This window comes from Pseudomonas putida (genome assembly GCF_002741075.1).
Lineage (GTDB): Bacteria > Pseudomonadota > Gammaproteobacteria > Pseudomonadales > Pseudomonadaceae > Aquipseudomonas > Aquipseudomonas putida_T.
Genome location: NZ_CP016634.1, coordinates 284,865 through 308,137 on the forward strand (window position 1 = coordinate 284,865; position 23,273 = coordinate 308,137).

The following is a 23,273-nucleotide window of genomic DNA, read 5'->3' on the forward strand; positions in this document are numbered from 1 at the left end:
ATCGACCTGTCGTCGCTTTCCGTGCGCGGCGACGGCCTGCGGAGAATCCTGATGAGCGAATCCACCGAACGCGACGAACGCCACCTGGCGCGCATGCAGCGCAAGAAGGCGATCATCGACGAGCGCATCGCCAATGCCCCCAATGAATGCGGCCTGCTGCTGGTGCTCACCGGTAACGGCAAGGGCAAGAGCAGCTCGGCCTTCGGCATGCTCGCCCGTGCCATGGGGCATGGCATGCAGTGCGGCGTGGTGCAGTTCATCAAGGGCCGCGACAGCACGGGTGAAGAGCTGTTCTTCCGCCGCTTCCCCGAACAGGTGCGCTACCACGTGATGGGCGAGGGCTTTACCTGGGAGACCCAGGACCGCCAGCGTGATATCGCTGCCGCCGAGGCCGCCTGGGCGGTATCGCGCCAGCTGTTGCAGGACCCGTCGGTGCAGTTCGTGGTGCTGGACGAACTGAACATCGCCCTCAAGCACGGCTACCTGGATCTCGACCAAGTGCTGTCGGACCTGCAGGCCCGTCCGCCGATGCAGCATGTGATCGTCACCGGCCGCGCCGCCAAACCCGAGATGATCGAGCTGGCCGACACCGTCACGGAGATGGGCGTGATCAAGCATGCCTTCCAGGCCGGCATTCGTGCCCAGAAGGGCGTGGAGCTATGAGCCAGACCCGGCATTGCCCCGCGGTGCTGATAGCGGCACCGGCTTCCGGTCAGGGCAAGACCACGGTCACCGCTGCCCTGGCGCGCCTGCACCGCAACCGTGGTCGCAAGGTCCGGGTGTTCAAGTGTGGGCCTGATTTCCTCGACCCGATGATCCTCGAACGAGCCAGCGGTGCGCCGGTGTACCAGCTCGACCTGTGGATGATCGGGGCAGAAGAGAGCCGACGCCTGCTCTGGGAGGCGGCGGGCGATGCTGACCTGATCCTGATCGAAGGCGTCATGGGGTTGTTCGATGGCACGCCATCGAGCGCGGACTTGGCGCGCCACTTCGGCGTGCCGGTGCTGGCGGTGATCGACGGCACGGCCATGGCCCAGACCTTCGGCGCCCTGGCACTGGGCTTGGCCCGCTATCAACCTGACCTGCCCTTCGCGGGCGTGCTGGCCAATCGGGTCGGCAGCCTGCGCCATGCGCAGCTGCTCGAAGGCAGCCTCACCGAAGGCTTGCGCTGGTATGGCGGGCTGTCCCGCGAACGCGGCATCGAGCTGCCCAGCCGTCACCTGGGGCTGGTCCAGGCCAGTGAACTCAACGACCTGGACTTGCGCCTGGACGCTGCAGCCCAAGCCCTGGGTGAAAGCTGTGACGCAGCCTTGCCACCGCCTGTGGCGTTCGCCGGACCCACCCCGGTGACAGCCCAGCCGTCCCTGGCGGGTGTGCGCATTGGCGTGGCCCGGGATGAGGCCTTCGCCTTCACCTACGGCGCCAACCTTGATCTGTTGCGCGAGCTCGGCGCGCAACTGCTGTTCTTCTCCCCGGTGCATGATCACGCGTTACCGGCTGTAGACAGCCTCTATCTGCCTGGCGGCTATCCGGAACTGCATCATCATGCCCTGGCTGCCAACGCGCCGATGTGCGAGGCAATCCGTGCCCATCACGCTCAAGGCAAGCCTTTGCTGGCCGAGTGCGGTGGCATGCTCTACCTGCTCGACGCCTTGACCGATGTGGCCGGCGAGCGCGCCGAGCTGCTTGGCCTGCTGCCGGGCGAGGCAGTGATGCAAAAGCGCCTGGCCGCCCTGGCCCTGCAAGCGGTGGCGTTGCCAGAAGGCACCTTGCGTGGCCATACCTATCACCATTCCTTGACCGATACTGCCCTTGAGCCGATCGCTCGAGGCCAGAGCCCTAACGGCGGGCGTGGTAATGAGGCGGTCTATCGCGTTGGGCGCTTGACCGCGTCCTACGTGCACTTCTATTTCCCTTCCAACCCAGACGCGACGGCGGCGCTGCTGCGACCATGAGCGAACACGCTTTTTCCGCTGCCGAGCGTGCCGCGGTCTACCGCGCCATCGGCGAGCGCCGCGACATGCGCCATTTTGCAGGCGGTGAAGTCGCCCCAGAGCTGCTTGCCCGCCTGTTGGCCGCTGCCCACCAGGCGCCCAGTGTCGGATTGATGCAGCCTTGGCGTTTCATACGCATCAGTGATCGTGGCTTGCGTGGCCGCATCCAGGCTCTGGTGGAGCAGGAGCGGGCACGTACCGCCGAAGCCTTGGGCGAGCGCTCCGATGAATTCATGAAGCTCAAGGTCGAAGGCATTCAGGACTGCGCCGAGGTGCTGGTGGCGGCGCTGATGGACCATCGTGAAGCGCACATCTTCGGCCGCAGGACCTTGCCGGAGATGGACCTGGCCTCACTCGCCTGTGCTATCCAGAACCTCTGGCTGGCCGCGCGCGCCGAGGGCCTGGGCATGGGGTGGGTATCGTTGTTCGACCCGCAGGCGTTGGGCGAGCTGCTGAGCATGCCGACAGGTGCCAAGCCGGTGGCCGTGCTGTGCCTGGGGCCGGTAGTCGAGTTCTATCCCGCGCCGATGCTGGTGCTGGAGCAGTGGGCCCAGGAGCGGCCGCTGAGTGACATGCTTTATGAAAATCATTGGGGAGAGCGGCAATGAGCATCGCTTTGCTGACCGTGGCCGGCGTGGCGCTGGATGCGTTGCTGGGTGAGCCAAAACGGCGTCATCCGCTGGTGGGGTTCGGCAACTTCGCGGCGCGCCTGGAGCAGCGCTTGAATGCCGGCGGTCGGGGGTGGCGCAGCCATGGCGTCAGTGCCTGGCTCCTTGCCGTGGTGCCCTTGACCCTGCTGGTGCTGGTGCTCTCCTGGCTGCCCTTCATTGGCTGGTGGGTGGATGTACTTGCGCTGTATTGCGCTCTGGGGCTACGCAGCCTGGGCGAGCATGTATTGCCTGTGGCCGAGGCGCTGCGCCGGGGAGACCTGGACGAGGCGCGGCGGCGGGTGGGGTATCTGGTGAGCCGTGAAACCCGTGAGCTGGACGAGCCTGCCGTGGCCCGAGCCGCCACCGAGTCGGTGCTGGAGAACGGCAGTGATGCGGTGTTCGCGGCGTTGTTCTGGTTCATCGTGGCTGGTGCGCCTGGGGTGGTGCTGTATCGCCTGAGCAATACCCTCGATGCCATGTGGGGCTATCGCAATGAACGCTTCGAGCGTTTCGGCTGGGCCGCGGCACGTATCGACGATGTGCTCAATTACATCCCCGCCCGGTTGGTGGCCTTGACCTACGCGCTGCTGGGCAAGACCCGCCTGGCCCTGGCCTGCTGGCGCAACCAGGCGCCGCTGTGGGACAGCCCGAATGCCGGGCCGGTGATGGCGGCCGGTGCAGGTGCCCTGGGTGTGGAGCTGGGCGGCCCTGCGGTGTACCACGGCGAGCTGCATGAGCGTGCGCGCCTAGGCGAGGGGCCTGCGGCCGACGCCGATGCCATCGAGCGCGGCTGGAGCCTGGTGCAGCGCGGTGTGTGGTTGTGGTTGCTGTTGATCTGCCTGGGAGCTTACGTGAATGCTTGAACATGGTGGTCGTCTGCTGCGCGCAGTGCGCCAGTACGGCATTGCCCGTGAACACTGGCTGGATCTTTCCAGCGGCATCGCCCCTTGGCCCTACGCCATCCCGGAGATTGCGCAGGACGCCTGGGCACGGCTGCCCGAGGTCGAGGATGGCCTGGAGCAGGCGGCGCGCACCTACTATGGCGTCGACAGCCTGCTGCCGGTGGCCGGCTCCCAGGCGGCGATCCAGGCCTTGCCAAACCTGCGACCTGCGGGGCGGGTCGGCGTACTCGCGCCGTGCTATGCCGAGCACCCGCACGCCTGGCGCCGCGCAGGGCACCAGGTGATCGGGCTGGCCGACGAGCAGGTCGAACAGGCCCTGGACAGCCTCGATGTGCTGGTGCTGGTCAACCCAAACAACCCCACGGGGCGCTGTGTACCGCGCGAGCGCTTGCTCGACTGGCACGCCCGCCTGGCGCGTCGTGGCGGCTGGTTGCTGGTCGACGAAGCCTTCATGGACAACACCCCGGCCCAGAGCATCGTCGATTGCGCCGATTGCGCCGGGCTGATCGTGCTGCGTTCGTTCGGCAAATTCTTTGGCCTGGCCGGGGTGCGACTGGGCTTCGTGGTGGCCGAGCAAGTCCTGTTGCAGCGCTTGGCCGAACTGCTCGGGCCCTGGACCATCAGCGGCCCGACGCGGGTCCTGGGGCAGTCTTGCTTCAACGACGAAGCGGCCCACCGCACCCAGATCGTCCGTTGTGCCCAGGCCAGTCGGCGTTTGGCGGCAGTGCTCGAAGCAGCCGGGTTGAGGCCCAGTGGCGGCTGCGACCTGTTCCAGTACGTGCGCCTGCCACAGGCCGCACAGTTGCATGAATTTCTTGCCCGACGGGGCATCCTGGTGCGCCTGTTCGAACAGCCCCTGGCGGTGCGCCTTGGACTACCGGCCACTGAGGCGGATGAACAGCGCCTGCGTCACGCCCTGGCGGACTACCAGAAGGAGTCGGTATGACCACCCTCATGGTGCAAGGCACCACCTCCGATGCCGGCAAGAGCACGCTGGTCACCGCCCTGTGCCGCTGGCTGTTGCGCCAGGGCGTCGATGTGGTGCCGTTCAAGCCGCAGAACATGGCGCTCAACAGTGCAGTGACCGCCGACGGCGGCGAGATCGGTCGCGCCCAGGCGGTGCAGGCCCAGGCGTGTCGGCTGGCGCCACACACCGACATGAACCCGGTATTGCTCAAGCCCAACAGCGACACCGGGGCCCAGGTGATCGTCCATGGCCGCGCCGTCACCTGCATGAATGCCGTGGCCTACCACGACTACAAGGCCATCGCCATGCAAGCGGTGCTGGAATCCCACCAGCGGCTGAGCGCCGCCTATCCAGTGGTGATGGTCGAGGGCGCGGGCTCGCCGGCGGAAATCAACCTGCGTGCGGGCGATATCGCCAACATGGGCTTTGCCGAAGCAGTGGACTGCCCAGTGATCCTGGTGGCGGACATCAACCGTGGCGGGGTCTTCGCCCACCTGGTGGGTACCCTGGAGCTGCTATCGCCGAGTGAGCAGGCGCGGGTCAAGGGCTTTGTCATCAACCGCTTTCGCGGTGACATCGCTTTGCTGCAACCGGGCCTGGACTGGCTGGAGCAGCGCACCGGCAAGCCGGTGCTGGGAGTGTTGCCTTATGTGACCGACCTGCACCTGGAGGCCGAGGATGCCATCGATGCGCGCCAGGCGACCCAGGCTGGCCGCCTGTTCAAGGTGATCGTCCCGGTGCTGCCGCGTATCAGCAATCACACCGACTTCGACCCGTTGCGCCTGCACCCGCAGGTCGACTTGCAGTTCATCGGCCCCGGCCAGCCAATCCCTCCCGCTGACTTGATCATCCTGCCCGGTTCCAAGAGCGTGCGGGGCGACTTGGCGCAATTGCGTGAGCGCGGCTGGGACGTCGCCATCGCACGCCACCTGCGTTATGGCGGGAAGGTCATTGGCATTTGTGGTGGGCTGCAGATGCTGGGCCGTGAAGTGCAGGACCCGCTCGGCCTGGAAGGCCCGGCAGGTTCCAGCCCAGGGTTGGGCCTGCTCGATTTTGTCACGGTGCTGGAAGCCCAGAAGCAATTGCGCAATGTGCGCGGCACCCTGGGCTTGGAGCAGGCGGCGGTCGGCGGGTATGAAATCCACGCTGGCGTCACCCGCGGCCCGGCCCTGGAGCGCCCGGCGGTGCAACTGGACGATGGCCGCTGCGACGGTGCGATCAGCGCCGATGGGCAGGTGCTCGCCACCTACCTGCATGGCCTGTTCGAGGGCAGTCATTCATGTGCGGCGCTGCTGCGCTGGGCTGGGCTGGAGGATGCCCAGGCCATCGACTACGACGCCTTGCGCGAGCGAGATATCGAGCGCCTGGCGGACCTCGTGGAGCAGCATCTGGACACCGCGCGCTTGCGCCAATTGTGTGGAGTCGCCTGACATGCGCAACCTGATCCTGGGCGGTGCCCGCTCCGGCAAAAGCCGCCTGGCCGAACAGTTGGCCCAGGCCAGCGGCCTGCCAGTGACCTACATCGCCACCAGCGAGCCGCTCGACGGCGAGATGAACGAGCGTGTGCAGTTGCATCGCCAGCGTCGTCCTGCCGAATGGGGGCTGATCGAAGAGCCGCTTGCCTTGGCCCAAGTGTTACGTGCCGAGGCCGCGCAAGGGCGCTGCCTGCTGGTGGATTGCCTGACCCTGTGGTTGACCAACTTGCTGATGCTGGACGACGACGCCCGACTGGCCCTGGAGCGCGATGCGTTGCTCGAATGCCTCACGACATTGCCTGGCACGATCATCCTGGTCAGCAACGAAACCGGCCTGGGCGTGGTGCCCATGGGCGAGTTGACCCGGCGCTATGTCGATCAGGCCGGCTGGCTGCACCAGGCGGTGGCCGAGCGCTGCGAGCGCGTGGTGCTGACCGTCGCTGGCCTACCCCTCATGCTCAAAGGACCCTCCCTATGAAACAACCCTGGTGGCGCGACGCCTGCCAACCCATCGACCTGGCCGCCATGGACCAGGCCCGTGCCCGTCAGCAGCAACTGACCAAGCCCGCGGGCTCCCTTGGCCAGTTGGAGTGCTTGGCGGTGCAATTGGCCGGCTTGCAAGGTTGCGAGCGGCCGACCTTGGAGCGGGTGGCCATCACGATCTTTGCGGGTGACCACGGCGTGGTGGAGGAGGGCATCTCCGCCTATCCACAGGCGGTGACCGGCCAGATGCTGGGCAATTTCGTCGGCGGTGGCGCAGCGATCAGTGTGCTGGCGTGCCAGCTTCAGGCCACCCTGGAGGTGGTCGACCTGGGCACCATCGACCCGGAGCTGGATTTGCCTGGGGTGCGCCACCTGCGTCTGGGTGCCGGTACCGCCAACTTCGCCCGCCAGCCGGCGATGACCGAGGCGCAGTGGCAGGCGGCGCTCGCCGCCGGGCGCGACTGTGCGTTGCGGGCCGCCGAGCAGGGGGCCACGCTGTTCATCGGCGGCGAGATGGGCATTGGCAACACCACCGCCGCAGCTGCGTTGGCCAGCGCTCTGCTGGGCTGCTCGGCGCAGCTGCTGAGCGGCCCGGGTACGGGCCTGGATGCGGGCGGTGTGCGGCACAAGGCTGAAGTGATCGAGCGCGCCCTCGGGCTGCATGGCGTGGGGGCCGACGATCCACTGCAGGCCCTGGCCTGTGTCGGGGGCTTTGAAATCGCCGCGCTGGTCGGTGCTTATCTGGCGTGCGCCCAGCAGGGCGTGGCGGTGTTGGTGGACGGCTTCATTTGCAGTGTCGCGGCCTTGGTGGCGGTGCGTGTGAATCCTGATTGCCGACCGTGGCTGCTGTTCGCGCATCAGGGGGCGGAGCCGGGGCATCAGGTCTTGCTCGAAGCGCTGCAAGCGACCCCGTTGCTGGCCCTCGGCCTGCGTCTGGGCGAGGGCAGTGGCGCGGCCTTGGCCGTGCCGCTGATGCGCCTGGCCTGCGCCCTGCACGGGCAGATGGCGACCTTCGCCGAGGCCGCGGTGGCGGATCGCTCGGCATGAGGCTCGACCTGTTGCGCCATGGTGAAACCGAACTCGGCGGTGGGTTGCGCGGTAGCCTGGACGACGCCTTGACCGAGCGCGGCTGGACGCAGATGCGCGAGGCGGTGACCGAGGCGGGGCCCTGGGACGTGCTGGTCAGTTCCCCGCTGCGTCGCTGCGCGCATTTCGCCGATGAGCTTGGCGCGCGGCTGGCGTTGCCGGTGCAACGCGAGGCTGGCGTGCGTGAGCTGCATTTCGGTGATTGGGAAGGGCGCAGCGCGGCGCAGATCATGCAAGATCAGGCCGATGCGCTGGGGCGCTTCTGGGCCGACCCGTATGGCTACACGCCGCCCAATGGCGAGCCCGTGGGTGCGTTCGCCGAGCGGGTGCTGGCGACCATCGACGAGCTGGGCAGGCAGCACCTGGGCAAGCGCGTGCTGCTGGTCACCCATGGCGGCGTCATGCGCTTGTTGCTGGCGCGTGCCCGTGGCCTACCGCGTGAGCAGCTGCTGCAGGTCGAGGTCGGGCATGGGGCATTACGGCGCCTGCGCTTGGCGAGCGATGGCCAGTTGCGCGAGGAGAGCTGAAATGCTGCCTTTCTGGATTGCCCTGCAGTTTCTGAGCAGCCTGCCGGTGCGCCTGCCGGGAATGCCGGAACCTCGGCAGATGGGCCGTTCGTTGTTGTTCTACCCGGTGATTGGTCTGCTGTTCGGCCTGCTGTTGTGGGGCGCCAGTCATTGGCTCGCAGGTGTCGCCGCGCCCTTGCACGCGGCCTTGCTGCTCACACTGTGGGTGCTGCTCAGTGGTGCTTTGCACTTGGATGGCCTGGCTGACAGTGCCGACGCCTGGCTGGGGGGCTTTGGCGATCGCGAGCGCACCTTGCAGATCATGAAGGACCCGCGCAGCGGCCCGATCGCGGTCGTGGCCTTGGTGCTGGTGTTGTTGCTCAAGTTCTGTGCCCTGTGGGTGCTGGTGGAGCGCGATGCGGGTCCCTGGCTGGTCTTGGCCCCGATCGTCGGCCGGGCCGCCTTGCTGGGGTTGTTCATGGGTACTCCCTATGTGCGCCCGGGTGGGCTCGGCCAGGCGCTGGCCGACCATCTGCCTCGGCAGGCAGCGGGCTGGATGCTGACTGCCAGTGCGCTGGTCTGCGTGCTGTTCGGTGGTTGGACGGTACTTTGGGTGCTGCTGGTGTCGGGCGTGGTCTTTTTCTGGATTCGTCACCTGATGTGTCGCCGCCTGGGCGGCAGCACAGGGGACACCGCCGGGGCCCTGTTGGAGTTATTGGAACTGACGGTGGTGTTGGGCCTGGCGTTATCGGCGCATTGAGGTCTCTGCTGTCAAAGCTGGCCTTTTCGCAGGTAAACCCACAGGCTTTGAAGTGCTCTGTGGGAGCGGGTGCCCGCGAAAGGGCCTGACACAACGACACCATGCAACTTCCCGCAATGTTCCTGAACGGTTTCCCTGGCCTGGCGGGCGTATGCTCACAGGCCGTCCACTCGACCAGGGAGCCGTCGCATGCGCCATTGGATGTTCGCCAGCCTGATCGCGCTGGCAAGCCTGCCGGCCACTGCCGCAGACCTCATCGATTTCTGGGACACCCCTCGCCACGGCGGCAACAGCTTCAATCGCCTGCCCCCCGATCAGCGCTACTTCCAGGCCCTGAGTGGCTATGGCGCCACCTGGGTGCGGCTGTCATACGACAAGTGGACGCCTCAGGGGCGTGACTTCCTGCTCGGCGATGCCGATGCCTACAACGGCCTTTCGCCCAAGGACCTGGCGCAGTTGAAGAGCGTTTTGGACAACGCCCACGCCGCGGGTCTGAAGGTCGTGATCGCTCCGCTTTCGTTGCCGGGCATGCGCTGGTCACAGAACAACCAAGGCCAGTTCGACGATCGGCTCTGGCAGGACAAGCGCTACTGGGCCCAGGCGGCCAACTTCTGGCGCGACCTTGCCCTGGTGCTGAAGGATCACCCCGCCGTGGCGGCCTACAACCTGATCAACGAGCCTGCGCCAGAACGCAATGCTGGCCTCGCCGAGCATGCCGATCTGCAGCGTATGCAGCAGTGGTACGTTGGCGAGCAGGGCGGCCCGCGTGACCTGCCGGCGCTGTATCGCGAGCTGGTGGCGGCGATCCGTGAGGTGGATGCGGTCACCCCGATCATGCTCGATGCCGGCTGGTACGCCGCTGCCGATGCCTTCGGGTATTGGCCGGCGCCCTTGCAGGACGGGCGAGTGCTTTACAGCGTGCACATGTACGAGCCCTATTCGGCCACCAGTGCACCGAACATGGCGCGCAAGCAACCGATTCCCTATCCGGGGCCGGCACCGTTCGGCGGCAAGCGTGAACAGTGGGATGGCGAACGGGTAGCGGCTTATCTGCAAAAGCCGCTGGATTGGGCGGATGCGATGGGGGTTCCCCGCTCGCGGCTGGTGGTGGGGGAGTTCGGTTGCATGCGTCGGCTGGCGGGGTGCAAGCAATACCTCGAGGATGTCCTGACGGTCTTGGACAAGCAGCAGTTGCATTGGGCTTTCTACAGTTTCCGTGAGGACAACTGGGACGGAATGGACTACGAACTGGGTGCGGCCAAGGTGCCCTGGCGCTATTGGCAGGCAATCGACAAGGGTGAGCCCGATCCGGTGGCGCGCCAGGCCACGGCTGAATTCGAGCCTATTCGTCGGCGGCTGGCGCCCTGAAGCATCTTTGAAACTTCTTGCAACATCCTGGGTGCGGGTATATACACGCATTCATGCTGACCAGTGAATGCATCTGTACCCATCTGCGTCGCGCCGCCCGTGGGGTGAGCCGGCACTATGACGAAGCCCTTGCCGGCTTCGGCGTCAATGTCGCCCAGTTTTCCCTCTTGCGCCACCTGCAGCGGCTCGATCGGCCGAGCATCACCACCCTGGCCGAGGCTATGGGGCTTGACCGCAGTACCCTCGGGCGCAACCTGCGTGTGCTGGAGGCTGAGGGGCTGGTGAAGCTGGCCGACGGCGATGACCAGCGCAATCGCGTGGTGCTGTTGAGCGCGGCGGGTGAAGCGCTGTTGCGTGCTGCGCTCCCGGCGTGGGAGCAGGCCCAGCGGCAATTGGTCGAGCGACTGGGCGAAGGGCAGCGGGACGCGCTGATCGGGCTGCTGGAGCGTCTGGCGTGATGCTTTACAACCATAAGTGGGTATATACCCGCATAAACCTTGCGATGGGCTGGAGAGAACGACGATGACCTCGGTATGGCGAACCAGCGGGTGGGTGTTGTTGGGGGCGGCGCTTATCCTGGCGTTGTCCCTGGGGGTGCGACACGGCTTTGGTCTGTTCCTGGCACCGATGAGTGCCGAGTTCGGTTGGGGGAGGGAAGTGTTCGCCTTCGCCATCGCCCTGCAGAACCTGATTTGGGGCCTGGCCCAGCCGTTTGCCGGGGCCCTGGCTGACCGCCTGGGCGCCGCGCGAGTGGTGATCATCGGCGGGATTCTCTACACCGTGGGCCTGATGCTGATGGGCATGGCCGACTCGGCCTGGTCGCTTTCGTTGAGTGCTGGCCTGTTGATCGGCATCGGGCTGTCCGGTACGTCCTTCTCGGTCATCCTCGGTGTGGTGGGGCGCGCGGTCCCAGCGGAAAAACGCAGCCTGGCCATGGGCATCGCCAGTGCCGCCGGCTCATTCGGTCAGTTCGCCATGCTGCCGGGAACCCTCGGCCTGATCCAATGGCTGGGTTGGTCGGCAGCCTTGCTGGTTTTGGGCTTGCTGGTGGCCTTGATCGTGCCGTTCGTGGGTTTGTTGCGTGATCGGCCTCTACCGAGCCATGGCGCCGAGCAGACACTCGGCCAGGCGCTTCACGAGGCGTGTTCGCATCCAGGGTTCTGGTTGCTGGCGCTGGGCTTTTTCGTCTGCGGTTTCCAGGTGGTGTTCATCGGCGTGCACCTGCCGGCCTATCTGGTGGATCAGCATCTGCCGGCGACCACCGGCACCACCGTGCTGGCGTTGGTCGGGCTGTTCAACATCGTCGGTACCTACACCGCCGGTTGGCTGGGTGGGCGCATGTCCAAGCCGCGGCTGCTGACCGGCTTGTACCTGTTGCGGGCTGTGGTGATTCTGTTGTTCCTGTGGGCGCCAGTGACTCAGGTCAGTGCTTACCTGTTCGGCATCGCCATGGGGCTTTTGTGGTTGTCCACGGTCCCGCTGACCAATGGCACCGTGGCCACGGTGTTCGGTGTGCGCAACCTGTCCATGCTTGGTGGCATCGTCTTCCTGTTCCATCAGTTGGGCGCCTTCCTCGGTGGTTGGTTGGGCGGGGTGGTGTACGACCGTACCGGCAGTTACGAGTTGGTCTGGCAGATTTCGATTCTGCTGAGCGTGTTGGCGGCAGCTCTCAACTGGCCGGTGCGTGAGCGCCCGGTGGCGCGACTGCAGGCCCAGCCGGTATGAATCGCTCCCTGATGCGCGGGTTGCTGGCAGCCGTTGCGCTAGCGTTGCTCGCACTGGTGTGGTGGGGCTGGCATGAGGGCGGTTTGGCGCTGATGCAGTTGGGCATGGGTGTTTGTTAGGCGCTACCCTGCAGGTACAGAATTCTCATCTTGCAGGAGTGCCGAACGATGTCCCTACGCAGGTTTACCCTCTCGTTACTGGTTCTTGCCGCCGCCTCGTCCACTTGGGCGGCCGACTGTCCCGCCTTGTTGCAAGGCAGCCTGCCCGAGCTGCGTGGCAAAGAGCAGATCGATTTGTGCGAGCGCTTTGCCGGCAAGCCGCTGGTGGTGGTCAACACGGCCAGCTATTGCGGTTTCGCCCCCCAGTTCGAGGGCTTGGAGTCGACCTACAAGGCCTACCACGAACAAGGCCTGGAGATGCTCGGTGTGCCTTCGAACGACTTCAAGCAGGAAGACGCCGACAGCGAGAAGACCGCCAAGGTGTGCTACGCCAACTACGGCGTGACGTTCACCATGACCAAGGCCCAAGCGGTACGCGGCAAGGATGCGGTGCCATTGTTCGTTGAGCTGGCGCGCCAGAGCAGTGCACCCAAATGGAATTTCTACAAGTACGTGGTCGATCGCCAAGGTAAAGTGATCGCCAACTTCTCCAGCCTGACCAAACCCGACGATCCGGCCTTCCAGGCAGCGATCGAGAAAGCCATCGCCTCCCAGCCGTAAAGGTCAGTGCGGGTGCACGGTCAGGGCCACCAGGCGGTTTACCACAGGGCGTACCACCAAGACACAGACAAAAGCCACCGGCATTGCCAGGCGGTACGCCTGCAGCACCTTGGTCAAGAAATCATCTCCCACCCCGGCTGTGCCGTTGTTCGAACCTGGCGATGCAGGGCAGGCTTACGCCCAGACCGAGCCGATGGACATTTATCTGTGCCTGGCCGATCGGCCATGACGCCCAAGGTGCGGGCGTTCATGGGCTACCTACAGGAGGCGTTGGGCGACGCCTGGGCTGTGCAGGCATGAAAAAACCGCCACGAGGGCGGTTTTTTCATGCGGCGTGGGCGACTCAGAAGCGGTAGGTGAGGGAGGCACCGATACCGTGAGCGCTGTTTTCGTACTTGGCCTGGTAGCTGCCCTTGAGCGCGCCTTCCTGCTGGTTGTCCGGACGGTTGTTGACCTTGGTGTCCTCTTCCCACAGGTAGGAGTAGGCAACATCGATGGTCATGTCGTCGTTCGGGCTCCAGCCGGCACCAAAGCTGACCGCCTTGCGATCGCCAGTCGGGATACGTGGCGAACGGTCATGGTTGTTGGTCGGCGACTGGTCCACGGAGAAGCCTGCGCGCAGGGTCCACTCCTTGTTCACCTTGTAAGCTGCGCCGATGGCGTGAGCCCAGGTATCGTGCCAGTTCTGCTCTTCGGTGATGGTCTTGAGCGGGTAGCCAGCGGGGGCTTCGTTCTCGACGGTGATGTTTTCCAGGCGGCTCCAGCGAGTCCAGGTGCTACCGGCATACAGCGTCCAGTTGTCATCCAGTTCGTGGGTGATCGAGAAATCCACCGACTCGGGGGTCTTGATCTTCAGGCTTGCGTCGAACTTGCCGCTCAGACCGATGGGCAGTGGGTACGAAACGCGGGTATCGCCTTCGAGCTTGTAGTCGACCATCGAGTGATAGGTCAGGCCCAGGCGGGTGCGATCAGTGGCTTGTACCAGCACACCGATGTTGTAGCCCACGGCGGTATCGTCGCCCTTGATCTTGACTTCACCATCGCGGGAGCCTGGGCCTGCAAAGGCCTGGCTGCTGAGATTGGAACCCAGCTCACCCTTGATGCGGTTGATGGTCGGGCCAAAGCCGACCGAGACCTTGTCGTTGAATGCATAGCTGATGGTCGGCTGGAAGGTGACGACCTCGACCTTGCTCTTCTTGCCCCAGTAGCGTGCGGCGTCATCTCCGCCGTAGTCGGTGATCAGGCCGAAGGGCACATAGACGCCGAAACCTACGCTCCAGTGATCATCGATCGGTTTGACGTAGTAGCCCATTGGTACGCCGACGGTCGGAACCATGTCGCCGTCGGTTTCCCCCCCGAAATTGCTTCCGCGACCCGAGATGTCGGTTTTGGCGATGACTGCGGCACCACCCACGGTGACTTGCTCGCGCTTCAGGCGCGACATGCCGGCAGGGTTGCCATAGACAGTGCTGGCATCTTCGGCAGAAGACGAACGCCCCGCGAAACCTGTCCCCATACCGCTGACGCTTTGTTCGTTGAGGGCGAAGCCTGCAGCGAACAGTTGGCTGGATGCGAGGGCGACAGCTACACCGAGGGAGGTTTTGAGCATTGCTTTTTTCATTATTGTGAAACTCCTTGGGTTCTCCGGGGCGAAAAGCTACCAACAAATTACGCACTGCGCCATAGGCTCAATCGCAGCAGTTCGCGTAGTTTTGTAGGACAATCCGACCAAAATTCCCTTTTTTCCGGTTATGTTGTAAGGCGTCTCTTAAGACACTTCGGACATAATCGGGTTCACACAGAGATGCCAAGCGTGGGTGAAATCGCGCAGGCGCCCTTGGGGGTGGAAGATCTGTCGCCAGATGCGCGCCAATCCCAACAGGTCATCTGCCGCTGGTAATCGGGGCGCCTGCTCTTCGATGAGCATCCAGGCGATGGCGGTGGAGTAGCGAAGATTGACCGCCAGTTCCAGGTGCGGTCCACGCAAGAAGGCGTGCTGGCTGGCCAGGCCGCGGACCAGGCTCGCCAGATCCGGGTCGCGGGCCAGGAAGTCGTCCCAGAGCGCCTGATGGCGGGTTTCGCCGATTCGGTAGAGGCCATGACCCCGCCTGTCATGCAGTGCCGAGCCGAGTGCCGACTGGCTGGCGGCCACGCCCAGCAGCAAGGCTTCGGCGCTTTCGCAATGACGGTCCAGGTAGATCAGGGTCGGTCGGATCACATACTGACACAACTCTTTAGCCGCGATACCCATGATGCCCTCGATCAAGTAAGGGCCGACGGGCGCTGGAGCTTGGCAGCTGGTGAATTGATCAGGCCCGCCGGAAGCGGTTCGCACCGCTCGAGTTGAAGTGTAGTGTGATAAGCGTGGTGTAAAGGGCTGTTTTTAAATCGATTGCTGCCGGAGCTCTCGGCGTATATGCCTTGTAGCAATTACGCCAAGAACGATCGGTCAGGCACGTGGAGGCGTTATCGAGCGTGTGAATACGCAGGTATTTACCGTTCACGCGGCTAGTGACTGGCGGGTGCGCTCGATGATGGCCTGCAGTGGAGCGCTGCGATTGTACTGCTCGGGGTACAGGCGTTCGGTATGGCACGCAACGCCATGTTCGTCGACCAGGGTGAAGCTGAAGCTGCCCTTGCGCGGTGCAACGATGAGGCACTTCAAAGGTGCGAAGGCCTGGGACAGGGTGCCGATAGCGGATTGGATCTGATGATGGGTATTCATATTGTTTGGATGTTCCTGCATTTAACACGGAGTTCGATCCGTGCATCTTAGAAACGTTCCAGTGACGCCTTTATTAAGGGACGAAGAACCTGACTGGAACAGGGCAGCCAGATGAGGCGCAAGCAAATGTGGGCGCTGGGCTGACTGGTAGGTACATCAGAAGGCGGGCAGTCACACCAAGGCCAAGGTTCGAGGCCTCTGGGTGAAGATATCCCGATCAATCTGTTACGTGATTCGTGATGGTGCAGCGGGGCTGCCTGGGAATCATCGAGTGGGCCGGTCCTGGTTTCAGCAATGGCTGCTCGTTGGGTCGAGCGGGGCACTGCAAGGACGCTATTGGCCAGAATTGACTTTCAGCTGGGTACTAACGGTGAGCACCCTACCGTAAACATCTGAGCCTGGCAAGCAATTTGTGCTTGTCCTGGCTAGCCGAGCAGTATGGCGTTTATTTCACGGGCTGTGAAGGGGGAAGCGGGCGGTAGGGTGGGGGAAGCGGGCGCGCACGGGTATCCAAATGGGTGTACGTCACTCACTTGTACACACAGTGACGACGACTTGTAACAACTTGGCAACAACCTCCGACAGGCTCGCCAATGACTTGACTGCACACTTAAGTCAATGAAAAAAAACACTAATTTTTGCTGGTGAAAAAATCGACAGTTTGACCGAAAGCCCCATTCCATAGGGCTTTGCGGCCTTACGGTGGTGGTTGTCCACCGAGTTATCCACAGCTTCTGTGGATTGTCCCGAGCGCTTGCTCTAGGACGGGCGTGCCAGCTGTTTTTCGAACTGTCCGACAATGTTGGGTCAATGGGGGAGCGCTATCATGACAGCGCGAAACGTCAAGAAAAGATCATAGAAATTTTTTTTTACATCTGCCTGAAAGCGCAGGCCATGAGGGGGAAAAAAGAGTAGAGTGGCGCGCCTCTCGAATTGCCTTCGCCGTTGGTCATGAAGTTTCGCGGTAAACCCCTCGCAAACCCCCCCGGTCTCTTCGTCCGAGACTTCCTCCAAACGCTTTTCCCTGAAAGTGGCGCTGTGGTTGCTCGACAGCCCACGCCTGGGCGACAAGCCTCGCGTCAAGCACTTGGCCGGCCATCTGCTCAAGCAGCCCGCGCGTCAGGGCGTGGTGGTGGCCCAGAGCCGTCTGGGCCAGATGCTCTGCCGGGAGTGTGGCAATGCCCGCGACCGACGCATTGGGCACGACCTGTTGCGCCAAGCTGCGCGCGCGGGTGATCGTCGTGCCCAGCTCGAGTATGGTCGGTTGTGTCAGACCAGCGAGCCCGAGCAGGCGCGCTACTGGCTGGAGCTGGCGGCAGGGCAGGGCTCCCAGGAGGCACGCCGGCTGCTCCGGCAGCTGTTTGCGGGGTGAGACGCCATCTCAGGGCAAGCCCGCCTTCACGCCGGTAGGCGCGCACGTGCGCTACGGCAGTGCCGATGAAGCCACCCAATGCCTCAACTGATAAGCTGCACGGCATTGTCGAACATCGATTGGAGTCGCTATGGCAGTGGATCTTGCCAGTATCCTGCTGGGCCTCGTTGCCGCAGCCGTCCCTTGCCTGGGTTGGGCACTGCAACTGCAACGACAGCTGTCGGCGCGGCACTCGGAACTGGCCTTGATGCAAGAGCGCCTCTCCAGTGCGCAGCTGGCCCAGGAAGGTCTGCAAGCGCAACTGGAGGCGTGCCGCGACGAGATCAGCGACCTCAGCGAAGCCAACGTGGTCAAGCAGACCACGTTGGCGGCTCAGGCCCGCGAGCTCGAATTGCTGCAGATCGACCGCGACAACGCCCGTGATGCCGCCCACGCCTGGCAGCTCGAGCGGGCCAATCGCGAAGCCGAGCAGCGTCGCCTGGAGGCCCAGGCCGCACGCCTGGAGGCAGAACTGCGTGAACAGCAGGACAGCCACCAACAGCGTCTCGAAGACCTGCAAGAGGCGCGCGATACTTTGCGTGCCCAGTTCGCCGAGATGGCGACCAAGATTTTCGACGAGCGTGAACAACGCTTCACCCAGACCAGTCAGCAGCACCTGGGGCAGTTGCTCGATCCGCTCAAGGAGCGTATTCAGGCCTTCGAGAAGCGGGTGGAGGAGAGTTACCAGCAAGAGGCGCGCGAGCGTTTTTCCCTGGGCAAGGAGCTCGAGCGCCTGCAGCAGCTCAACCTGCGCCTGTCGGATGAAGCCACCAACCTGACCCAGGCGTTGAAAGGCCAGAAGACCCAGGGCAACTGGGGGGAGCTCATTCTCGAGCGAGTGCTGGAGCATGCGGGCCTGGAGAAGGGGCGGGAGTACCAGACCCAGGTCAGCCTCAAGAGCGCCGACGGAGAGCGTTACCAGCCCGATGTGTTGATCATGCTGCCAGGCGACAAGCAAGTGGTGGTCGATGCCAAGGTCAGCCTCACGGCGTATCAGCAATTTGTCGGTGATACCGATGCCGAGCGCGCCCAGGCCGCCCTGAAACAGCACGTTCAGTCTCTGCGCAGTCATGTCAAAGGCCTGTCGAGCAAGGACTACAACCGCCTGGACGGCTTGCACAGCCTGGATTTCGTCTTGTTGTTCGTGCCCATAGAGGCGGCGTTCTCGGCGGCCCTGCAGGCTGAGCCCAACCTGTTCCAGGAAGCATTCGACCGGCAGATCGTGATTGTCAGTCCGACCACCTTGCTGGCGACCTTGCGGGTCATCGACAGCCTGTGGAAGCAGGAGCGCCAGAGCCAGAACGCGCGCGAAATCGCCGAGCGAGCCGGTTGGCTGTACGACAAGTTCGTCTTGTTCATCCAGGACCTGGACGAACTGGGCAGCCGCCTGCAGCAGGTGGACAAGGCCTATGCCGCTGCACGTAACAAACTCTGTGAGGGGCGCGGCAACCTGGTCAGCCGCAGCGAGCAACTCAAGTTGCTTGGCGCCCGAGCCAGCAAGAGCCTGCCGGGCGAGTTGCTCGAGCGGGCGCTTGCCGAGGGCGTGCTCGCTGACGAAGCGCTTACTGAACCAGGCTCAGATGGCGGTTGAGTAGGGCGCGCAAGGCCGCGGGCTTGACGGGTTTGGCCAGGTAGTCGAGGCCGGCGGCGTGGACCATGGCGATGGTCTCGTTGCGCCCGTCGGCACTGATCACCACGCCAGGCACGGGTTCACCCAGGCGGGTGCGTAGCCAGGCCATCAGCTCGGTACCGGTCTCGCCATCGTCCAGGTGGAAGTCCACCAGCGCCAGGTGCGGGCGCATGCCCTGAGCCAGCAACGCTTCGCACTCCTCGCGGTTACGCGCGGTCCAAACCTGACAGCCCCAGCGGCTGAGCAGGCTGTTCATGCCTAGAAGAATGCTGTCTTCGTTGTCGACGCACAGTACCTGTAGGCCGGCCAGGGGCTGGCTGATCTGCTCCACGGGCGTTCGGGTTTCGGGCGCCGGGGCCCGGGCGATTGGCACGCTGACCCTGAATACACTGCCCTTGCCCGGCCAGGAGCGCACCTCCAGTGGATGGCCCAGTACCCTGCACAAGCCATCAGCGATCGCCAGGCCCAGGCCCAGGCCTTTTTCGGCGCGGGTCTGGTGGCTGTCCAGGCGTTTGAACTCCTGGAAGATCACCTGCAGCTTGTCGTCGGCAATGCCCGGGCCTCGATCCCAGACTTCCAGCCACAGGCGTTCGCCCTGGCGGCGTACGCCGAGCAGCAGCGGGCTCTTGCCATAGCGCAGGGCATTGGTCAGGAAGTTCTGCAGCACCCGACGCAGCAGTTTCATGTCACTTTCGACGCGCAGCCGGCTACCCCGCAGGCGGAACTCCAGGCCTTTCTCTGCGGCCAGCACCTTGAACTCGGTACCCAGGGTATCGAACAGTTCGTTGAGGGCGAACGGCTTGGGGTCGGGCGTGATCTTGCCGTTTTCCAAGCGTGAAATGTCCAACAGGTCGCTGATCAGCTCCTCCGCCGAGCGCAGCGAGCTGTCCATGTGCTGCACCAGCTGCTGGGCCTCTTCATTCATGCCTTCTGCCTGTTGCGACAGGGCGGCGGAGAACAGCCGCGCGGCATTGAGCGGTTGCATCAGGTCATGGCTGACCGCGGCCAGGAAGCGGGTCTTGGACTGGCTGACCGCTTCGGCACGGCTCTTGGCCTCCGACAGCGCCTGGTTGAGCTGGGAGAGCTCCTGGGTCCGTTCGGCGACCCGTTGCTCCAGTCCTTCGTTGGCGTCTTTGAGGGCCTGCTCTGCCTCACGGAACGGGGTGATGTCGGTGAAGCTCATGACGAAGCCGCCGCCCGGCATCGGGTTGCCGATCAGCTCGATGACGCGGCCATTGGGGAACAGCCGCTCGGAGGTGTGCGCACGGCCCTGGCGCATCCAGTGCAGGCGACGGGCGACATGCACCTGTGCCTCGCCTGGGCCGCACAAGCCGCGCTCGGCGTTGTAGCGGATGATGTCGGCGATCGGCCGGCCCACGCTGATCAGCCCGTCAGGGTAGTTGAACAGCTCTAGGTAGCGGCGGTTCCATGCAACCAAGTGCAGGTTCTGGTCCACCACGCTGATGCCCTGGTTGATGTTCTCGATGGCGCCTTGCAGCAGGGCCCGGTTGAACTGCAGCACCTCGCTGGCTTCGTCGGCGATGCGCACCACGTCTTCGAGCTGCATCTCTCGGCCTTCGATGGCCGCCTTGACCACTGCCCGGGTCGATGAGGTGCCAAGCACACCGGCCAACAATCGTTCGGTGTGCTCGATCCAGTCGCCGTCGGCGTTCTGGTTGGGGTTGAAGCCCTTGCCCTGGCGATAGGCGAAGCGGATGAAGCTTTGCCGCGCCCGCTCTTCGCCCACGAAGCGCGCCGCCAGCTTGAGCAGGTCGTCGATCTGCACCGCCAATAGCGACCGGTTACTGGGGCGGGCGCTGCTCTGTTGACCGATGAAGCGGCCTGCCTGCCAGTGCTCCGAAACCCGTGTGCGTGACAGGATCGAGACCCAGGCGAACAGGATGAAATTGCCTGCCAGGGACAGCACCACGCCCTGGGTCAGCGGGGTGATCGGCAGGTTCAATGGGTTGCTGTGCAGCCAGGCAAGACCTGGGAACAACTGCAGCGACCAGCCCAGGCTGTGGGCGGCGATCGGCAGCACCAAGGTGTAGAACCACAGGAAGATCCCGGCGGCGAGCCCCGCGAACACGCCACGGCGGTTGGCCTGTTTCCAGTACAGCGCGCCCAGCATGGCCGGTGTCAGCTGGGTCACGGCAGCAAAAGCGATCTGGCCGATGGTCGCCAGGCTGGCGGTGGAACCCAGCAGACGGTAGCTGACATAGGCCAGGAGGAGGATGGCGACGATGGTCACCCGGCGTACCGAGAGCATCCAGTGGCGGAACGCTTCGAACGGCCGCTCGGCGTTCTTGCGACGCAGCAGCCACGGCAGCAGCATGTCGTTGGACACCATGGTCGACAAAGCCACTGCTTCGACGATGACCATGCCGGTAGCGGCCGAGGCACCGCCGATGAACGCCAGCAGTGCCAGGCTTGGGTGGGCTTCGGCCAGGGGCAGGCTGATGACGAAGGAGTCGGAGATCACCGTGCCTGGCAGCAGCATCTGCCCGGCCAGGGCGATCGGCACGACGAACAATGCGGCCAGCGCCAGGTACAGGGGGAACACCCAGCGGGCCATGCGCATGTCCTGGGGCTCGATGTTTTCCACCACGGTCACATGGAATTGCCGGGGCAGGCAGATGATGGCCATCATCGCCACGGCAGTCTGCACCACCATCGACGGCCAGTTGACGGTCTCCTGCCAATAGCTTTCCAGGTGCACCGACTGGCGCGCCTGGGTGAACAGGTCGTCGAAGCCGTCATACAGGTTGAACACCACGAAGGCGCCGACGGCAAGGAACGCCAGCAGCTTGACCAACGATTCGAAAGCAATCGCCAGGACCATGCCCCGGTGGTGCTCGGTGACATCGAGGCTGCGCGTGCCGAAGACGATGGCGAATAGCGCCAGCACCAGCGAAATCACCAGCGCGGTGTCCTGCACCCGGGGGCCTGTGGCATCGGCATTGGCACCGATCAGCAGGTTGACGCCGAGCACGATGCCCTTGAGCTGCAAGGCGATGTAAGGCAGCACGCCGACCAGGCAGATCAGTGCCACCACCACCGCCAGCGACTGCGACTTGCCATAGCGCGCGGCGATGAAGTCGGCAATCGAGGTGATGTTCTCCTGCTTGCTGATGAGCACCATCTTCTGCACCACCCAGGGTGCGAAGATCAGCAGCAGGACTGGCCCCAGATAGATCGGCAGGAACGCCCAGAGCTGTTCGGCTGCCTGACCGACCGCGCCGAAGAAGGTCCAACTGGTGCAGTACACCGCCAGCGACAGGCTGTACACCCAGGCGCGCAGGCGCGGCGGCAACGGTGTGCTGCGGCGGTCGCCGTAGAAGGCGATGGCGAACATGATGGCCATATAGGCCAGGGCGACCACGGCGATCAGCCCACTGGACAACGACATGCAAACTCCGGAGCAAGAAATGAAACGCGGTCCCGATCAATCAGTCTGGCACGCAGCCTGGGGTTCGTCAGCGCAGACCATGGTCGCAGTGGCAGGAGGTCGCAGGGCTTGCGGTCTTGTCCCACGATAAGGCGATGCGGGCAACCCACTGCTCATGGCCGCTCCATCGTGCCTCTTGTCCCCAGGCAGTAGAACACTGCCGCCAGTATCACCGACAACACCAGCAGGTAGAAGACCGCCACCGGCACCATCTGCCCCAGGGCGAATCCGACGAGCACAGGCCCCAGCGCCGCGCCGAGGTTGGAGAGGTTCTGTGCGCCATAGTAGACCCCGCGCAGGTGCTCCGGCGCGATCAGGTCGATGAACATGTATTCAGCCGGGATCACGATGATCTCGCCCAGGGTGAACACCAGCATCGCCAGGCACCAGGCCATGATCGAGCCGGCCAGGGAAAAGCCCAGCAGGCCCAGGACGAACAAGGCCATGCCCGCCATGAGCCAGGGCATCAGGCGCTGGCGGTCGATGCGACGACCCACCAGGTACTGCAGCGCGATCACCGTTGTGGCGTTGGTGGTCACCAGGTAGCCCACCAGTCGCGCCGCCTCGCTGGCGCTGGCGGTGACCACCAGGTACTGGGAGAGGTACGCGGTGAACTGGCCGAATACCACAGCGCTGAGCACGCCGCCCAAGGTGAAGCACACCAGTCGACGGTCCCGGGCCAGTTGCAGGGCGACCTGAACGAAGCCGGCGCTGGGCTGGTGCGGCTCGCTGGCCTTCAGCTGACGCTCGCCCAGCCTATGGTAGAGCAGCGCCATGCCCAGGCCGATCCCGGCGGACACTACAAAGGGCAGGTGGTCGTTCAGTTCGAGCAAGGCCACCCCCAGCAGAGGACCTGCTGCATAGGCGATGTTGCTCAAGGTGTACTTGATGGCGAACACCTCGGCGCGCTCGGACACCGGCAGCAAGGCGCAGAAGCCTGCCTTGGCGGCGATATCCACCACCGCCAGGGCCAGGTTGATCAGCAGCAGGCAGACGAAGAACAACGCGGCCCAGCGGCTGGCGATGGCGCCGACGAAGGCCAGGGCGAACGTCAGCATGGCGCCGATCAGCAGGGCATGGGGGCTCAGGGTGTCGACCAGATGGCCGCCATACAGGCTCAGCAGCGATGCCAGGATCAGCGCGCCGCCGATCAGCAGGCCGATATGGCTGATCGACAGCTGGAAGTTGTCTGCCAGGTAGACCACCAGGTAGGGCAGGGTGATCGCACGGGCCAAGGTCAGGGCGAAGGTGATCGCCAGCAGCAGGCGTACGGCGGCGGGGTAGCGTTGGAGGGCGGCGAGCATCGGACATCCTTGTTGTCGAGTGGTGCCAGTGGGCAAGCATAAGGACGGGATAGGGATTTGTCGTGGGGCGGGTGCAGTGGGCGCGCAATAGCCGTAAAAACTTCACGCATTCTTCCGGTT

General features: G+C 64.3%; 21 protein-coding genes and 3 pseudogenes. 18 read left to right on the plus strand and 6 right to left on the minus strand.

From position 1 onward, the window contains the following. Positions 1-51 precede the first annotated feature (51 nt). From cobO to IEC33019_RS01695, 15 genes are all read left to right on the plus strand, one after another. Positions 52-663, plus strand: coding sequence for a cob(I)yrinic acid a,c-diamide adenosyltransferase (cobO, locus tag IEC33019_RS01630; RefSeq protein WP_043215681.1), 612 nt, complete (start codon positions 52-54; stop codon positions 661-663). Beyond that, entirely contained in the window at positions 660-1,955 is a 1,296-nt protein-coding gene (locus IEC33019_RS01635) for a cobyrinate a,c-diamide synthase (RefSeq protein ID WP_070091720.1), read from the plus strand. Before cobO ends, IEC33019_RS01635 begins: the two co-directional genes overlap by 4 nt. Next, a complete protein-coding gene (gene bluB, locus IEC33019_RS01640; RefSeq protein WP_070091719.1) occupies positions 1,952-2,602 on the plus strand; it encodes a 5,6-dimethylbenzimidazole synthase in 651 nt (216 codons plus the stop codon). Before IEC33019_RS01635 ends, bluB begins: the two co-directional genes overlap by 4 nt. Beyond that, positions 2,599-3,507 (plus strand): adenosylcobinamide-phosphate synthase CbiB, encoded by a 909-nt coding sequence (cbiB, locus tag IEC33019_RS01645; protein ID WP_070091718.1) that lies wholly within the window; start codon positions 2,599-2,601, stop codon positions 3,505-3,507. Before bluB ends, cbiB begins: the two co-directional genes overlap by 4 nt. Next, positions 3,500-4,492, plus strand: a complete 993-nt coding sequence (cobD, locus tag IEC33019_RS01650; RefSeq protein WP_070091717.1) for a threonine-phosphate decarboxylase CobD — start codon at positions 3,500-3,502, stop codon at positions 4,490-4,492. The genes cbiB and cobD overlap by 8 nt, the downstream gene beginning before the upstream one ends. Then, the gene (locus tag IEC33019_RS01655; protein WP_070091716.1) at positions 4,489-5,943 is read left to right on the plus strand and encodes a cobyric acid synthase; all 1,455 of its coding nucleotides are present in this window, start codon (positions 4,489-4,491) and stop codon (positions 5,941-5,943) included. The genes cobD and IEC33019_RS01655 overlap by 4 nt, the downstream gene beginning before the upstream one ends. A 1-nt stretch (position 5,944) precedes the next feature. Next, positions 5,945-6,466, plus strand: a complete 522-nt coding sequence (cobU, locus tag IEC33019_RS01660; RefSeq protein WP_070091715.1) for a bifunctional adenosylcobinamide kinase/adenosylcobinamide-phosphate guanylyltransferase — start codon at positions 5,945-5,947, stop codon at positions 6,464-6,466. Beyond that, a complete protein-coding gene (cobT, locus tag IEC33019_RS01665; RefSeq protein WP_070091714.1) occupies positions 6,463-7,518 on the plus strand; it encodes a nicotinate-nucleotide--dimethylbenzimidazole phosphoribosyltransferase in 1,056 nt (351 codons plus the stop codon). Before cobU ends, cobT begins: the two co-directional genes overlap by 4 nt. Continuing rightward, positions 7,515-8,084: an alpha-ribazole phosphatase family protein gene (gene cobC, locus IEC33019_RS01670; protein WP_070091713.1), complete on the plus strand. Its 570-nt coding sequence runs from the start codon at positions 7,515-7,517 to the stop codon at positions 8,082-8,084. Before cobT ends, cobC begins: the two co-directional genes overlap by 4 nt. Position 8,085: 1 nt before the next feature. Continuing rightward, the gene (locus IEC33019_RS01675) at positions 8,086-8,823 is read left to right on the plus strand and encodes an adenosylcobinamide-GDP ribazoletransferase (protein ID WP_070091712.1); all 738 of its coding nucleotides are present in this window, start codon (positions 8,086-8,088) and stop codon (positions 8,821-8,823) included. 189 nt (positions 8,824-9,012) lie between these two features. Beyond that, on the plus strand, positions 9,013-10,191 hold the full coding sequence (locus IEC33019_RS01680; RefSeq protein ID WP_070091711.1) for a glycoside hydrolase family 5 protein: 1,179 nt from the start codon (positions 9,013-9,015) through the stop codon (positions 10,189-10,191). 53 nt (positions 10,192-10,244) lie between these two features. After that, on the plus strand, positions 10,245-10,649 hold the full coding sequence (locus IEC33019_RS01685; protein ID WP_070091710.1) for a MarR family winged helix-turn-helix transcriptional regulator: 405 nt from the start codon (positions 10,245-10,247) through the stop codon (positions 10,647-10,649). 64 nt (positions 10,650-10,713) lie between these two features. Further along, complete coding sequence (locus IEC33019_RS01690; protein WP_070091709.1) at positions 10,714-11,916, plus strand: MFS transporter; 1,203 nt, start codon at positions 10,714-10,716, stop codon at positions 11,914-11,916. Beyond that, entirely contained in the window at positions 11,913-12,035 is a 123-nt protein-coding gene (locus IEC33019_RS27965; protein ID WP_256814859.1) for a hypothetical protein, read from the plus strand. Before IEC33019_RS01690 ends, IEC33019_RS27965 begins: the two co-directional genes overlap by 4 nt. 48 nt (positions 12,036-12,083) lie before the next feature. Then, positions 12,084-12,635 (plus strand): glutathione peroxidase, encoded by a 552-nt coding sequence (locus IEC33019_RS01695; protein ID WP_070091708.1) that lies wholly within the window; start codon positions 12,084-12,086, stop codon positions 12,633-12,635. 3 nt (positions 12,636-12,638) lie between these two features. Here the strand turns inward: IEC33019_RS01695 and IEC33019_RS01700 are convergent. Continuing rightward, positions 12,639-12,773, minus strand: a pseudogene (locus IEC33019_RS01700) (DUF2798 domain-containing protein); the annotation flags it as partial. Position 12,774: 1 nt separating this feature from the next. Between IEC33019_RS01700 and IEC33019_RS01705 the strand changes: the two are divergent. Beyond that, positions 12,775-12,935, plus strand: a pseudogene (locus IEC33019_RS01705) (LysR family transcriptional regulator); the annotation flags it as partial. A gap of 43 nt (positions 12,936-12,978) precedes the next feature. On the opposite strand, the gene IEC33019_RS01710 reads toward IEC33019_RS01705, so the two are convergent. The 3 genes from IEC33019_RS01710 to IEC33019_RS01720 form a co-directional block, all read right to left on the minus strand. After that, the gene (locus IEC33019_RS01710; RefSeq protein WP_070091707.1) at positions 12,979-14,256 is read right to left on the minus strand and encodes an OmpP1/FadL family transporter; all 1,278 of its coding nucleotides are present in this window, start codon (positions 14,254-14,256) and stop codon (positions 12,979-12,981) included. 147 nt (positions 14,257-14,403) lie between these two features. Beyond that, positions 14,404-14,886: a hypothetical protein gene (locus IEC33019_RS01715; protein WP_070091706.1), complete on the minus strand. Its 483-nt coding sequence runs from the start codon at positions 14,884-14,886 to the stop codon at positions 14,404-14,406. 249 nt (positions 14,887-15,135) lie between these two features. Next, positions 15,136-15,360 (minus strand): hypothetical protein, encoded by a 225-nt coding sequence (locus IEC33019_RS01720; RefSeq protein WP_043215552.1) that lies wholly within the window; start codon positions 15,358-15,360, stop codon positions 15,136-15,138. A 951-nt stretch (positions 15,361-16,311) separates the two neighbouring features. Here IEC33019_RS01720 and IEC33019_RS01730 point away from each other — a divergent pair. Together IEC33019_RS01730 and rmuC are read left to right on the plus strand one after the other, a co-directional pair. After that, positions 16,312-16,732, plus strand: a pseudogene (locus IEC33019_RS01730) (tetratricopeptide repeat protein). A 244-nt stretch (positions 16,733-16,976) separates the two neighbouring features. Next, on the plus strand, positions 16,977-18,362 hold the full coding sequence (rmuC, locus tag IEC33019_RS01735) for a DNA recombination protein RmuC (protein WP_170831748.1): 1,386 nt from the start codon (positions 16,977-16,979) through the stop codon (positions 18,360-18,362). Here rmuC and IEC33019_RS01740 read toward each other — a convergent pair. After that, complete coding sequence (locus IEC33019_RS01740; protein ID WP_070091703.1) at positions 18,334-21,810, minus strand: hybrid sensor histidine kinase/response regulator; 3,477 nt, start codon at positions 21,808-21,810, stop codon at positions 18,334-18,336. The genes rmuC and IEC33019_RS01740 overlap by 29 nt on opposite strands. 152 nt (positions 21,811-21,962) lie before the next feature. Next, positions 21,963-23,153 (minus strand): MFS transporter, encoded by a 1,191-nt coding sequence (locus tag IEC33019_RS01745; RefSeq protein ID WP_070091702.1) that lies wholly within the window; start codon positions 23,151-23,153, stop codon positions 21,963-21,965. Positions 23,154-23,273 lie beyond the last annotated feature (120 nt).